The organism is Leuconostoc sp. LN180020 (assembly GCF_014844115.1).
GTDB classification, from domain to species: domain Bacteria; phylum Bacillota; class Bacilli; order Lactobacillales; family Lactobacillaceae; genus Leuconostoc; species Leuconostoc citreum.
This window is the reverse complement of sequence record NZ_CP039736.1, coordinates 1,436,903-1,449,060: the sequence shown is the minus strand read 5'-3', so window position 1 is coordinate 1,449,060 and position 12,158 is coordinate 1,436,903. Positions and strand designations below refer to the sequence as shown.

At 36.6% G+C, this 12,158-nt stretch carries 18 protein-coding genes; 7 read left to right on the top strand and 11 right to left on the bottom strand.

Translation table 11 applies throughout. The annotated features are described in order from the left end of the window. Positions 1-384: 384 nt before the first annotated feature. From FAZ25_RS07460 to FAZ25_RS07440, 5 genes are all read left to right on the top strand, one after another. The gene (locus FAZ25_RS07460; protein ID WP_182089751.1) at positions 385-1,299 is read left to right on the top strand and encodes an AbiJ-NTD4 domain-containing protein; all 915 of its coding nucleotides are present in this window, start codon (positions 385-387) and stop codon (positions 1,297-1,299) included. 339 nt (positions 1,300-1,638) lie between these two features. Continuing rightward, positions 1,639-1,743 (top strand): putative holin-like toxin, encoded by a 105-nt coding sequence (locus tag FAZ25_RS07455; protein WP_004906468.1) that lies wholly within the window; start codon positions 1,639-1,641, stop codon positions 1,741-1,743. Positions 1,744-2,113: 370 nt separating this feature from the next. Beyond that, positions 2,114-3,451 (top strand): Y-family DNA polymerase, encoded by a 1,338-nt coding sequence (locus FAZ25_RS07450; RefSeq protein ID WP_004903047.1) that lies wholly within the window; start codon positions 2,114-2,116, stop codon positions 3,449-3,451. Then, positions 3,441-3,809 carry a hypothetical protein gene (locus tag FAZ25_RS07445; RefSeq protein ID WP_004903045.1) on the top strand — a complete coding sequence of 123 codons (369 nt, stop codon included), beginning with the start codon at positions 3,441-3,443 and terminating at the stop codon, positions 3,807-3,809. The genes FAZ25_RS07450 and FAZ25_RS07445 overlap by 11 nt, the downstream gene beginning before the upstream one ends. After that, positions 3,802-4,053, top strand: a complete 252-nt coding sequence (locus tag FAZ25_RS07440) for a hypothetical protein (protein ID WP_004903043.1) — start codon at positions 3,802-3,804, stop codon at positions 4,051-4,053. The genes FAZ25_RS07445 and FAZ25_RS07440 overlap by 8 nt, the downstream gene beginning before the upstream one ends. Positions 4,054-4,739: 686 nt before the next feature. Here the strand turns inward: FAZ25_RS07440 and FAZ25_RS07435 are convergent. From FAZ25_RS07435 to FAZ25_RS07385, 11 genes are all read right to left on the bottom strand, one after another. Continuing rightward, positions 4,740-5,051: a hypothetical protein gene (locus FAZ25_RS07435; protein ID WP_036069642.1), complete on the bottom strand. Its 312-nt coding sequence runs from the start codon at positions 5,049-5,051 to the stop codon at positions 4,740-4,742. Next, a complete protein-coding gene (locus FAZ25_RS07430) occupies positions 5,014-5,265 on the bottom strand; it encodes a hypothetical protein (protein ID WP_004903031.1) in 252 nt (83 codons plus the stop codon). The genes FAZ25_RS07435 and FAZ25_RS07430 overlap by 38 nt, the downstream gene beginning before the upstream one ends. A 464-nt stretch (positions 5,266-5,729) precedes the next feature. Beyond that, the gene (locus FAZ25_RS07425) at positions 5,730-5,948 is read right to left on the bottom strand and encodes a hypothetical protein (protein WP_004903024.1); all 219 of its coding nucleotides are present in this window, start codon (positions 5,946-5,948) and stop codon (positions 5,730-5,732) included. A gap of 21 nt (positions 5,949-5,969) precedes the next feature. Further along, complete coding sequence (locus FAZ25_RS07420) at positions 5,970-6,293, bottom strand: hypothetical protein (RefSeq protein WP_004903022.1); 324 nt, start codon at positions 6,291-6,293, stop codon at positions 5,970-5,972. Continuing rightward, the gene (locus tag FAZ25_RS07415; protein ID WP_004903021.1) at positions 6,277-6,723 is read right to left on the bottom strand and encodes a hypothetical protein; all 447 of its coding nucleotides are present in this window, start codon (positions 6,721-6,723) and stop codon (positions 6,277-6,279) included. Before FAZ25_RS07415 ends, FAZ25_RS07420 begins: the two co-directional genes overlap by 17 nt. Next, entirely contained in the window at positions 6,720-6,950 is a 231-nt protein-coding gene (locus FAZ25_RS07410; protein ID WP_004903019.1) for a hypothetical protein, read from the bottom strand. The genes FAZ25_RS07415 and FAZ25_RS07410 overlap by 4 nt, the downstream gene beginning before the upstream one ends. 414 nt (positions 6,951-7,364) lie before the next feature. Continuing rightward, complete coding sequence (locus FAZ25_RS07405) at positions 7,365-7,628, bottom strand: type II toxin-antitoxin system RelE/ParE family toxin (RefSeq protein ID WP_036058531.1); 264 nt, start codon at positions 7,626-7,628, stop codon at positions 7,365-7,367. Next, the gene (gene relB, locus FAZ25_RS07400) at positions 7,625-7,840 is read right to left on the bottom strand and encodes a type II toxin-antitoxin system RelB family antitoxin (RefSeq protein WP_004903014.1); all 216 of its coding nucleotides are present in this window, start codon (positions 7,838-7,840) and stop codon (positions 7,625-7,627) included. Before relB ends, FAZ25_RS07405 begins: the two co-directional genes overlap by 4 nt. A gap of 59 nt (positions 7,841-7,899) precedes the next feature. Further along, on the bottom strand, positions 7,900-8,421 hold the full coding sequence (locus FAZ25_RS07395) for a hypothetical protein (RefSeq protein WP_004903011.1): 522 nt from the start codon (positions 8,419-8,421) through the stop codon (positions 7,900-7,902). Between the two features lie 6 nt (positions 8,422-8,427). Beyond that, a complete protein-coding gene (locus FAZ25_RS07390; RefSeq protein ID WP_004903009.1) occupies positions 8,428-8,796 on the bottom strand; it encodes a hypothetical protein in 369 nt (122 codons plus the stop codon). 10 nt (positions 8,797-8,806) lie between these two features. Further along, a complete protein-coding gene (locus tag FAZ25_RS07385; protein WP_004903008.1) occupies positions 8,807-9,190 on the bottom strand; it encodes a hypothetical protein in 384 nt (127 codons plus the stop codon). A gap of 457 nt (positions 9,191-9,647) precedes the next feature. Between FAZ25_RS07385 and FAZ25_RS07380 the strand changes: the two genes are divergently transcribed. Further along, on the top strand, positions 9,648-9,908 hold the full coding sequence (locus FAZ25_RS07380; protein WP_004903004.1) for a hypothetical protein: 261 nt from the start codon (positions 9,648-9,650) through the stop codon (positions 9,906-9,908). Next, entirely contained in the window at positions 9,905-12,157 is a 2,253-nt protein-coding gene (locus FAZ25_RS07375) for a toprim domain-containing protein (protein ID WP_004903003.1), read from the top strand. The genes FAZ25_RS07380 and FAZ25_RS07375 overlap by 4 nt, the downstream gene beginning before the upstream one ends. Position 12,158: the final 1 nt, after the last annotated feature.

Genomic DNA, 12,158 nt, shown 5'->3' with positions numbered 1-12,158 from the left:
ATAAAAGCGTTAATGGATTTTTGTTCTTCATCCGTTTGTTTTATTTCTGGAAAATTTGCGACTAATGAAAATAGATAAAGATGATTCAGATTATTTCTTTACGAAAAACGACAATCGCCAAATTAGCATTGTATCGTGTTGAATAATTGTTGCATTTCATTCGTTGTTGTACAAAGGACAAACTTTTTCAAATATTCAGACTGAGTTTTATCTGAATTATCAATGAGTGATTTAGCGGTATTTACGGTTATAAACAACCATTGGTTTAAAATGCGTATTTTGTAAGGATGTTCCATTAATTCAATTTTTATGTTTTTCAAAGTATTTATTAATGTTAAAATAAATTGTACAATCATGAAAAAGCTTTAACATGGAGGGCTGACTATGCCGTTATTTTCCGAAAGATACGGATACAGGCAACAAAAAAAACTCACATATAACATAAGTAACAGTATGTACGATGTGATTTTACATAATTGCATAAGGTATAAAGAATATCTTACTCATATTTTCCAATTAGAATCTACAGATTTTTTTTTAGGTGAAAAATTTGTTAGTTTCAATGACACTTTATTTGCAAGTAAGATGAAAATATTGATTCCTTCACTTTTTAGAAATGAATATAATAATATAGCTGTTCCGGAAGAAGGAGATTTTTATGATCAATATGCCTTATTAGATTTAATTGAATATTTTGCACAAAATATAAAAGACATTAAGAAGGAATGGAATAACAATAAATACAAAAATTACGAGAAAATATATTTTTTCGAATCTAATTCAATATTTGCTGATTTTAAAAACTCAATAAATAACATATTCATCGAGGCTGGATTGCTATATTTATTAACCGATGACAAGAAAATTGAACGTATAGATGATTATGGTACTGTAACTCCACAAATAGAAAAAAGTTTTGAATTTGGTAACGATCAAATACTAAAAAAAATATTAAATCAGGCCGTTGAATTATACAAGTCACCTGACATACAGTCCAGAAAGTACTCCGTGGAAAAACTGTGGGATGCGTATGAACGTTTAAAATCATACTATGATCTTTCTGGAGGAAAGAAACATAATTCTATAAATACAATAATTAATCAGATTGCAGGAGAAAATGAGGAATTTTTAAATTTATTGAACATTGAATTTAAAGCATTAACCGATTATGGCAATAAATTTAGCATAAGACATTCTGAACGTAGCCAAGTTGAAATATCAGATGAACAGCATTACGATTACTTATTCAATCGTTGTCTTTCTTTGATAGCGCTAGCATTACATTATCTCGATAATTAATAATGTGCATATATTGCAATGTATTAACCGGAACTAAGTTATTAATAAAACTATACCAATTCAAATTTACATAATAATGGCTATACAAAGTAACGCTATATCACCGTTTGTAAGATGTAAAAAATTAGGCTTCCAAAAAAACTTTCACAAAGTCTTTGGAAGCCTAATTTCATCACCCGCATTTTAAAATTTCACAAACTTTTATTTTTTAGACCAATTGCCTTATCTTAACTATGCTATACTGTTAAAAGCAAATAAGTTAAAATGGTGGCTTTCCTAAATGTAGGTGGTGATGGTGTTACACACCGTAACCTCATATCCTAGGGAAGGAGAGGCCTTGTGTCCGTATCGGATGCATTACAGTTAATGATTAGCTTTGGGATGTTCATCCTAGCGCTAATTACTTTAGTTGTTGTGTTGATCAAAAACAGCACAAAAAAATGACCATCTTAGCTTTGCACAGCTAATGGTCATTAAATTGATATATTAGTTTAGCCACCGTCTAAAACGGGTTTGCTAGGAGTCGTAGTTAGCGCTACGGCTCTTTTTCTATGTCTCTATTATAGCACAAAATGTATTTTTGGAAAATTAATGAAACTTTACTAAATAAAAGAACTGACCAGGGAGTTGGTCAGTTCTTTTATGGGAGAGATTGGAAATAAATTGTGGAAGAGAGATAGTCATGTCCAACTGACTATAAACGTATTATAAAGCTACAAAGTTAACTGAAAATAAAAGAGAAATAGCTCTTGCTAAAGGGAACGTTTGTTCGTATAATAAAAGAAGAGTCCATTACTTATTTGAGGTTATAACGATGATTGCAAATAAAGAACCATTAGCCATATCTGAATACAATTATCTGAGTGAAAAAAGACGCGTTTTCATGCTGATTGATTCCAAAAGTTTTTACGCTAGTGTTGAAAGCGTGAAACGCGGACTTAATCCATTAAAGTCCATCCTGGTCGTGATGTCGGAACAAGCCAACACGAATGGTGGTTTAGTTTTAGCAGCGTCACCAACGGCCAAAAAGCAGCTAGGAATCACTAATGTCATGCGCCAAAGAGACTTGCCTCAAGACCAACGACTCGTCATTACCCATCCAAGAATGAATTTATATATTCAAGAAAATTTAAAAATAAACCAAATTTATCGCGAGTATACCACTGGAGATAGGGTATTACCTTACTCGATTGATGAATCTATTCTTGATTTAACGGAGACCTGGGGATTTTTTGGTTCAACACCAGAACAAGTTGCACGTCAGATTCAAGAACGGGTCAGAAAGGAAACTGGTATTTATTTAACGATTGGCATCGGCGATTCGCCTGTCTTGGCCAAAATTGCGCTTGATATAGAAGCTAAGCATGACAAGCAACTCATGGGTGTATGGCATTATGATGACGTGCCCAATAAATTATGGCCAATAACCAAGTTGAATGATATTTGGAGCATCGGCAATCGAACAGCAGTGAAACTAGACAAAATGGGTATTCATTCGGTTTATGACATAGCGCATCAAGATCCTTATTTTTTCCGTGCTAAACTTGGCATCATTGGTGAACAACTGTATGCTTTGTCTTGGGGCGTAGATCGTACTGAACTGACAGATGTCATTGTCCCCAAAAGCAAATCTTATAGTAATTCGCAAGTTTTACCAAGAGACTATCATAAGCGTGATGAAATTGAAGTGGTCATCAGAGAAATGGCAGATCAAGTAGCTTCCAGGATTCGCTCGCACAAAAAGCAAACATCATTAGTCAGCCTTTTCATTGGTTATTCATTCGCTGAAGCTGAAAAGCAGGGTTCGCATGGATTCAGGAAACAATTGCGTATACAGCCCACCAATGATACTCGAAATTTGATGCAGATCATGATCACATTATTTGAAAAGTATTGGCAAGGCGAAGTCATTCGTAACATTGGCATCGACTATGGCGGATTAATTGATGATGTTGGGGTTCAACTTGATTTATTTAACCAGCCTGAGAAACAAATTAACAATAATAAAATTGATAAAGTAGTTGATGAACTACGAAAACGATTTGGCACAACCGCTATCATGCGTGCAATGTCGAAAGCAGAAGGGGGAACAGCCATTAACCGCGCCACTTTAGTTGGCGGACACAATGGTGGAAATTCTTATGACGGATGATTTTAGTAAAATGGTGACCAACTATTTTAAAAATGACTATCGCGAACGTGGCAAAATCAAGTGGAATGGATTTTTTCTGTCAGATCATACTGCGCTCCTGAATACTGATGAAAAAAAGAGGCATACTGTAACCAAAAGATTACCAAGAATGCCTCTCAAAGAAATTAAACATCAATTGCAGTTTGCCACCACAAATTATTTATTAACGACTGTTCAAACAGACACACAACATACCAATGGCGATATGTTACCTAATATCACTGGTCTTGTTTCTGGCTTTACTGACCGTGGTGTTGTTATTGATCAACAACAAATACTTTTTGAAGATATTAGAGCAGTGGTAATTTCCGATGACTGAGTTAGATAAAATCGTCCAAGACATTGCTAAGCTGTTTACTAAGCAAAAGAATACATTGTATGCTGTCCGTGTCATATATGAACCTTACAGTGATGAAGTGAATATTTTTTTTGAGTCCCATAAAATAGGGTTTGCGACAACTTCCGAACAGGTAGGTCGCCTAAGTGGCAGCTATCAAGACAAATTGATGACCATCAAACAAGAATTACATCAGCGTACCAAATTAACCGTGACAACTAATTAAGATATTTATCCATTGTCTACTTTAGGCAGAGATATTGTTTCTTGTTTAAGCGGACAGAACTTATGGTAATGATAGTTTGCTACCAGGTGTTCTAACCGAATCAATGCAGGAACCGAAATATTAAACCACTGTGCTAGTCTTACTCGTGAACGAATGGTAATTTTCTCAGGTATATAGCGTCTACTTAATTCAGAAGCGATTAGAACAGCTTTGTCTGGTTCAGGTAAAGCGTCATGACGACGGTGGCTATCATTTCTATAACATTTAAGGTATTCCTGGTAATTCATAGTCGTTCCTTTCTATGGCGTTATCTTGATATATGATACAATAGTGGAGTTGGTAAGAGGCGTCTTATCAACCATGCGCTCTGGGTCTTGGATAGTTTTATCCAAGGCCTTTTCTTGTGTTCTCAGTGTTTTCTTAATTGCCATGTTAGAAATAGACTGAGTAACAAAATAATTGCAATGACGAGAATTAATATTAGGATGACAGTTAATTGTGTGATACCAATCCAATGAATCATCAATACCAACGTTAATATTGATAGGTAAAATGCCCAAAAATTGATGATATGGCCCGTAAAAAGAATCACTAAATATATCAAGTAACCTAAAATGTGGCCAAATAACCAACAGACAAACATTGCTAATAAGCATAAACAAAAAATTAACATTGTTCAACCTCCATTAAGCAACATGCTGCGTACATAAAACAAAAAGTTTTTTTGTGACAGAAGGATAGTTTAATAAATTTTTAACGCCATAGTGTGTTTGTGTATAAGCACAGACTAAATACCCAAAATACCAATCATGACCCGATTCAGATAAACCATCAGGATGGGCCATTAATAGATGATTCAAACGCCTTAATACCCGTGGTCCAAAGATTTTATCTTCTAAAATTTCGTGAGCTAGACATGGATAAGTAGGCTTACCGTTAACTTCAACTGTTGGCAGTGTATCAGTATTTAATTCGGGTGTTATGTTTTTCTTGTTCATAATAATGATTGTCCTTTATTTTTGTTTGACCCGTTTGAATCCAGCATCGTAAAACTTTCAAGGCGGATTTTTTGAAAGCTAAACTCAGAATGAAATAAAAACCGACGATTGTGATTACAACATAAAGCATTGTGCCATTAACAACCATTAAAATGACATCCAGGCTGATAATGAATGCGGCAATGCTGGCAATGAACTTAGTAAGATGAGTCATGATAGTCCTCCTGAGAATTGAATCTCTATGTACCCAACCAGGCAAAACCAGTTTCCTGTCGGCCCTGCCTGAGATTGGTGTGTTATTTCGTTTTGACGAAGAACATGCGCCACAAGCAGGGCATAATAAAAGGGTGAGCAGAGCGAATTCACGCAGCCCTTTTATTATGTTCTAGTGCTTGTTGCTGTGGTAAAACCACCACAGCTTACAAGTCACTGGTTGTGGCACACTGTTTGACTCAAAGCGAAGTGGCACCCATGAGCTAGGGCAGGCGAGCGAAGCGTGTTCGATCCCGCTTGCGGGTCTGGGGAACATGGCGAAAAAATCACCATGGCTATTCATCGTCATGACGTCTGGCAATATTAACCACACCCACAATGTAATAGCCGATTATCATAATGAATACGAGAATAACAATCAATTTCAAAGTGAAAACATATAACGCCATATCTAGACTTCTTTCATTAAATTTGTTCGAATTCAGTAGAAAATTCATTGCGCACTGCTTGAATTTCATTGACAGTTAAGTCATCTGAACCTAGCACGACTTTTTCATCACGATACATTTGTCTACCGATGTCTATTGCTTGCTCTAGTTGTTTTTCAATTGTGAGATTGTCTGATACATTAACGGCTATTTGTCTTTCCAGTATTTCCATATATTTAACCTTAACGATTGCCATATTCTGCTCCTTGTTCTGTTTTTAATGTTGCATTAATTCTTCTATTACATTGAGGTATTGTTTATTTTGTCTGATTGACTCTGTTATTTCATCAATTAAATCATCAATGTTGGCTAAAAAGTTAATCACTTCCGTTTCGTTGTATTCGTATAGTACGCTTTTGAAGTGACTATTTTCGACTAAAGGTAGTGCAAAATTAAGGTTGGCTAAATCATTTTTGATTGCCATTTTTTTAATGGCAACGGATGTTTGCAAGACCTCAAGTAATGATGGTAACATTTGCGATATACCTTTCAGTGCTTTATAAATATCGTTTTGTGCCCGTTTGTCATGAAAAGTCGTCATTTTGTGTCTCCTGATTATCTAGGTAGTAGGTCAGTCCATTTTCTTCAACTTGGTTAAACATTTGCAAGTAAGACTTATCAAGAATTTGCTTTTGTTTGTTTAATTCAAACTGTGACCAAGTAAATTCCATTGCCTGATATTGACTGGTTGTAATATTACTTGGTTTAACACTCGTATCAAGGCAAAGTAGGGCTTGATAAAATAATTTAGGACTTTCTTTTTGCAAAGCTTGCAAGGTATTGAAGATAGTTGACACAAGCGATACACTCACGTTTGCTTCAATTAACTCTTCAAAACCTTTGCCCAATTGCTTTTTATAATGACTAGTAGGCACCTTAGTTTCATTGTAGTTAAAGGTCATGTCTGTCATAGCTTGCGCCATTTTAGCTAAGGGTAGTTTTGAAAAATCATCATAATATTGTCGTGTCATACTTGGTTACCGTCCTTATCAATTTGTATCAATTCAACATCTTGTCCATAGCGTTCTTGTAATACAGTTTGTGTATGCCCCAAAATAAAGTTATCATTTCGCTTGATACCATATATTTCAAAGTGAACAGGATAACCACCGGTCATAACGATTGTTTTGTCGGTACTGGCATAACGTCTGGTGTGTCCGTTAATGAGCGTTTCTAGGCGTACGTAAAATAGTTTCATGTGAGTTCTCACTTTCCTGACGGCTGATGTGTCGTCTTTTTAATTCTTATTGCGTTGTGAACGGACAAACTAGAACAGGCTAGGGCGGGTTTGCAAGGTTCGCAAAGCGACACGTAGTGCTTGACCTTGCAAATTTAGCCCCAAATCTTTGGTCTTTAGACCTTAGATTTGCTTAGCTTGTTAAAGTTTTGGTAGTCACAAAAGCAAGAATGAAACAGATTAAACAGCCAGCAGGGAACATAAAAACCACGCAATATTAAGCTAGAACTGCTTAATATTGCGTGGTTTTATTTGAACCCCCAATGTACTTGATTGGTGTGGTATTAACCACGCCTGTCAAGTGCATGTCCGGGGGTCTGGGGGCATTGGACAAAATAAAAAAGGCTGATTTGAAAAACCTGCCTTTTTAGTTAATTAGTAAATATCGCGACGATGCCCAATGGTGAATACCTCAATGATAATTTCATCATCTTTAATGTTGGCTAAAATACGATAATCGCCAACCCGGTAACGCCATTCTCCTGAATGATTTGCGGTTAATCCTTTTCCATGCGCACGTGGGTTATCCGTGCCGTCCAGATTTTTTTGAAGCCATTGATAAATGGTGCTTTGCGTGAATTTATCTAACTTTTTTAATTGTTTAAGCGCTTGTTTAGTGAAAGTAACACGATACATTATAGTCCTAATTCCTTTTTGACTTCAGCCATAGTATATCGCGTGCCATCATCAGCCATCATTGCTTTTTTCAATTCGACAATATCATAATCATCTTCAATTTTTTCTAACATAGCTTGACGCGCGAAGTCAGATAAACTTAAATCATGAGTTGCTGCAAACTTCTTGATGAGCTCTGAGTCTTCTTGATTGATACGTAGTGTCATTGTTGTCATGAGTTATACCTCCTGAATACATTGTATTCTATTAAATGAATTTACACAATCAATATACCTTAGTTTGAAAAATATTTTTTTAGTGGCTGAAATTTTGTCATGTCATCATTTCTTTTCATTGTGCTAACTAACCATTGTCCAGATTGTTTTTGAACATACAAGAAACCATTATTATCAGAACCTCGATAAGGCACAAACGTATCTTTTCCGTCTATGTTTTGTTGGTAACCATCAATCACATCATTATCTTTTAAGGTGAGGTAATTAAACGTCCTGATCTGTTCCAAGTCATTTGCAACAAACTTTTCAGGAAAGTCATTGACAGCAAAACAATATTTGATAATACCATCTTCATTGTAAATATTAGGACGATTTGCGTACTCAATGATACGTACCTTTTCAGATATTCCTACATTTGACAAGGCTTTACCATAATCAATCAGCCGTTGTACTTTTTCTGTGTCTTGGTAGTAGTTGTAAAGCATAGCGCCTACACCTTCAATGTAGCCGTCACTCTGGCAATAAATGCCTTGAAAAGTACCGTCAACTTGTTCTTTGAAAATTGCTGTTCGTGTACTCATTGTTGTTTACCACCATTCCGTATAAAATAGTTGTTCGTTGTCAAAGTCATATTCAAAATCATTTTTAAGATATTGTAAGGTATCCTTCAATTCGCCAAAATAATAAGTATCATAATCGGTACTACCAAAGAAAAATCCTGAACTTGTTGGTAATAGATTTGGTGCAAGTTGCTTATCACCTAATACTTGTTCAATATCACTAATCAAGGCATCAATATCATCTCCTGTAAGGGTGATTTTTAATTGTGCGTCATCATCTTGGTCAAAACGTGTTACAAACCATTGTCTAATTTGATTAGCTTTCCGCCATGAATGCACTAAACGTACTTCGCCTGTTTGTTTGTGTTCTGCTTGTAAATACATATCTAATCCCATGATGTTCTCCTTATGCTAGTAGTTGGTAATTTTCAGTTGTTGACATGGGGTTTTCCCACTCATCAACACCACGTTCAATGAAAGCATGAAGCAAAGATAGGGATTGCGCTTCATAATCATTAAACGGATGCATCTTTTGGACTGTTAATCTTCCTAAACCACTGTCTAGCACTTGGTAACCATTCATTTTACTAAATAGGTAAGTTTTGTCTTTGGTTCCTTCAGTGAAACGTGCGACAAGTTGCCAATGATGTTTGTTATCAATCATGCCAAATGCTGGGAGTATTTTCACTGTGATATCTTTACCACTTTTAGTTTTCGCTGTATATCCTGTCGCAATGACTTTCTGGGTATTTTTTTTATTTAACGGCATAATGTACTCGAATGCTGCCATAATAACCTGCTTTCCTGACGGCTGATGTGTCGTCTTTTTTTATTCTTATTGCGTTGTGAACGGACAAACTAGAACAGGCTAGGGCGGGTTTGCAAGGTTCGCAAAGCGACACGTAGTGCTTGACCTTGCAAATTTAGCCCCAAATCTTTGGTCTTTAGACCTTAGATTTGCTTGGCTTGTTAAAGTTTTGGTAGTCACAAAAGCAAGAATGAAACAGACTAAACAGCCAGCAGGGAACATAAAAACCACGCAATATTAAGCTAGAACTGCTTGATATTGCGTGGTTTTCTTTGAACCCCCAATGTACTTGATAGGTGTGGTATTAACCACGCCTGTCAAGTGTATGTACGGGGGTCTGGGGGCATGACTTAATGCTCAAATATTTCCGTTCCACTTTTTGTAACATATTTATTTCTTGTTATAGTGACTGTGTTATCTAACAAAAAAGGAGTCCACTATGGCTAAAAAATCAATCAAAACACTCATAAATGAAGCAAATCAACGCTTAGATCAACTTGACCAACAAGCAAAAACAATTCAAGACGAAAAGAAAAAAGTCCGTCAAGACCTGAAAATTCTTAATGATCAACTGGTCACTGAATTAGGTCGTCAATTATTGACAAAGTTGAACCTAGAAGAAGATAATCCTGAAGCTATTGATGCGGCTTTTGCCAAACTCGACAATTTACATGACTCTGATCAAGGCGGTGCGTCATGAGGATAAGTAAAGCAGAACGCGCGCAATTAAAGAAATTACCCATACAAGGCTACTGTGATTGGAAAGGCATAGCTTATAACAAGACATCCTCTAGTGAACTCAGGATGATTGATCATGACAGTTTAGTTGTGCGACCTAAATTAAATCTTTTTGTTTGGAACTCCAGAGGGATTAAAGGTGATTTAGTCGATTTCATTCACTACTACGAATTGGGAAATGAGGAAGGACAAAGTAAAGGTAATGCTATACGCAATCAACTGGCCTATGCCCGTCATGTTAAAGGAGACAATGTTGATATTGACAAACTCTATCAGCCCACAGAGCCTGCCTATAAATTTGATTATGACAAAGTTTATCGCACTAAAGAAACGCAAGTAGCTCAAGACTACTTAGTAAAGCAACGCCATCTTGATCCACGTTTTGTCGCTAATCTAATCCACCATGGTGCAATTGTTCAGGGCAGCCGTTATCGGGAAAACGATCAAATGCATCAAAATCCTGTTATCTTTCCTTGGCGTGATGTCAATGGCAAAATCGTTGGTGCTGACCGACAAGGAACTGAGCAAGATTTTGAACATTTTAAAAAACGCGGGACATCCAAAAAGGTGTTTGCTGGCAGTGATACCGCAACTGGTTATAACATTGCCTTTGGTAAAGGCGATAAAACATTAGTGCTCTTCGAAAGTCCGATTGATTTACTAAGTTATGCGCAACAGAATCATCAAGAGCTAACCAAAAATAATGCCACCTTGTTATCTATCTCTGGCACTGATGCCAAACGTGGTGCGCAATTCTTAAATGACAGTATTGGCGCGAAACAGGCACAGTTTAATAAGGTTATTGTTGCCTTTGACAATGACCAGGCAGGTTTTAAGGCCGCTGATTTTTATGATCGTTTTCAATTTAAAAATCCCAACACCAACGAAATGATTGTTGCAGAACGCCATGTTCCGAACAAAGGAAAAGATTGGAACGACCAATTAAAAGCCGGTGTCTCAGGTTATCAGACCTTATCTATGGGTGAGAATGCGAAACGTCTTGAACAATTATCACAACTTGCAGCACAAGAAACACAGGACAACCCTTTTGACAATCAAGATGACCGTGTCTCAAAAGTCCCAGCTAAAAACAAAGCGCAAGCGCCATTTGAACAATCAGCCAAGACAAAAATGACTAAAGCACAACGGCGCAAAGAAAACGCTTTAAAGAACAAAGCCATTATCAAAGAGGCGATGGGGAAGGTGACCGCTTATCAAACTGATCCGAGTGCGTTAAAAAAACTACTAGATTTCACTGCGACAGGGTTAAATTACTCTGCCCGTAACTCAATGTTGATTCAATTACAAAAACCTGATGCCACACTATTAAAAGGCTATAAACAATGGTCAGCTGATGGGATTCAAGTTAACAAAGGCGAGACTGGTATTAAAATATTTGGTGCACCCGTTGATTTAAAAACCATTATTGATATCAATGGGGAACGAATTCGTTGGGCAGATGCGACACCTGAGCAAAAAAATCAAGCCAACACAAAACAATTACCCGTGCAGATAATTAAACACTATCCAGTTGAGACAGTATTTGACGTCCGCCAAACCAATGCAACAACAAAACAATTGCCTGAGTTATTACCAAATCGGCCAATTGATTTAGCCACGGATAAGAGTCCTATACATCTAGATAATGCCTACAAAACATTGTTAAAGTACGCTGAAGCCATGAAAGTAACTGTTTATGATCAAGGTGTTGATGATCAATTGGCCAAACGCCCAATGACCTGGCAAGGACAAGCAAAAGGCGCTTTTCTACAATCTCAATCAGACCCAACAAAAAAATACATCTTATTGCGCAGTGATTTAACACCCACGGATAAGATTCATACTTTAGCCCATGAAGTGGCTCACGCAAAACTACATTCTGCGCAATCAAAAGATAATTGGCCAACTGCTATTAAGGAGACACAGGCTGAGTTATCAAGCTACGTGATTTCTAAAAATCTTGGGATTGATCCAGGCCAACAAAGCATTGCCTATATTGATAATTGGTCAAAGAAATTAAAAGCACTTGATGTCCCACAAACAGGGAAAATTTTGAATCAAGCGCTACAAGCCAGTACCGATGTGACGCAATATTTATCATCACATCTTGAAAAGGGTGAGAAGAAACAAGTGACAACTAAAAAAGTTTTTAAACCCGACAAACTATCTGTCGTCGAACAGAATTTTCAGTCAACACAGCGGCATCGTTAAG

What these genes read in the sequence shown, in the direction of transcription:
- FAZ25_RS07460 (WP_182089751.1), top strand. Translation starts at nt 385, where the DNA reads ATGCCGTTATTTTCCGAAAGATACGGATACAGGCAACAAAAAAAACTC.
- FAZ25_RS07450 (WP_004903047.1), top strand. Translation starts at nt 2,114, where the DNA reads ATGATTGCAAATAAAGAACCATTAGCCATATCTGAATACAATTATCTG.
- FAZ25_RS07445 (WP_004903045.1), top strand. Translation starts at nt 3,441, where the DNA reads ATGACGGATGATTTTAGTAAAATGGTGACCAACTATTTTAAAAATGAC.
- FAZ25_RS07440 (WP_004903043.1), top strand. Translation starts at nt 3,802, where the DNA reads ATGACTGAGTTAGATAAAATCGTCCAAGACATTGCTAAGCTGTTTACT.
- FAZ25_RS07435 (WP_036069642.1), bottom strand. Translation starts at nt 5,051, where the DNA reads ATGAACAAGAAAAACATAACACCCGAATTAAATACTGATACACTGCCA.
- FAZ25_RS07430 (WP_004903031.1), bottom strand. Translation starts at nt 5,265, where the DNA reads ATGACTCATCTTACTAAGTTCATTGCCAGCATTGCCGCATTCATTATC.
- FAZ25_RS07425 (WP_004903024.1), bottom strand. Translation starts at nt 5,948, where the DNA reads ATGGCAATCGTTAAGGTTAAATATATGGAAATACTGGAAAGACAAATA.
- FAZ25_RS07420 (WP_004903022.1), bottom strand. Translation starts at nt 6,293, where the DNA reads ATGACGACTTTTCATGACAAACGGGCACAAAACGATATTTATAAAGCA.
- FAZ25_RS07415 (WP_004903021.1), bottom strand. Translation starts at nt 6,723, where the DNA reads ATGACACGACAATATTATGATGATTTTTCAAAACTACCCTTAGCTAAA.
- FAZ25_RS07410 (WP_004903019.1), bottom strand. Translation starts at nt 6,950, where the DNA reads ATGAAACTATTTTACGTACGCCTAGAAACGCTCATTAACGGACACACC.
- relB (WP_004903014.1), bottom strand. Translation starts at nt 7,840, where the DNA reads ATGACAACAATGACACTACGTATCAATCAAGAAGACTCAGAGCTCATC.
- FAZ25_RS07395 (WP_004903011.1), bottom strand. Translation starts at nt 8,421, where the DNA reads ATGAGTACACGAACAGCAATTTTCAAAGAACAAGTTGACGGTACTTTT.
- FAZ25_RS07390 (WP_004903009.1), bottom strand. Translation starts at nt 8,796, where the DNA reads ATGGGATTAGATATGTATTTACAAGCAGAACACAAACAAACAGGCGAA.
- FAZ25_RS07385 (WP_004903008.1), bottom strand. Translation starts at nt 9,190, where the DNA reads ATGGCAGCATTCGAGTACATTATGCCGTTAAATAAAAAAAATACCCAG.
- FAZ25_RS07380 (WP_004903004.1), top strand. Translation starts at nt 9,648, where the DNA reads ATGGCTAAAAAATCAATCAAAACACTCATAAATGAAGCAAATCAACGC.
- FAZ25_RS07375 (WP_004903003.1), top strand. Translation starts at nt 9,905, where the DNA reads ATGAGGATAAGTAAAGCAGAACGCGCGCAATTAAAGAAATTACCCATA.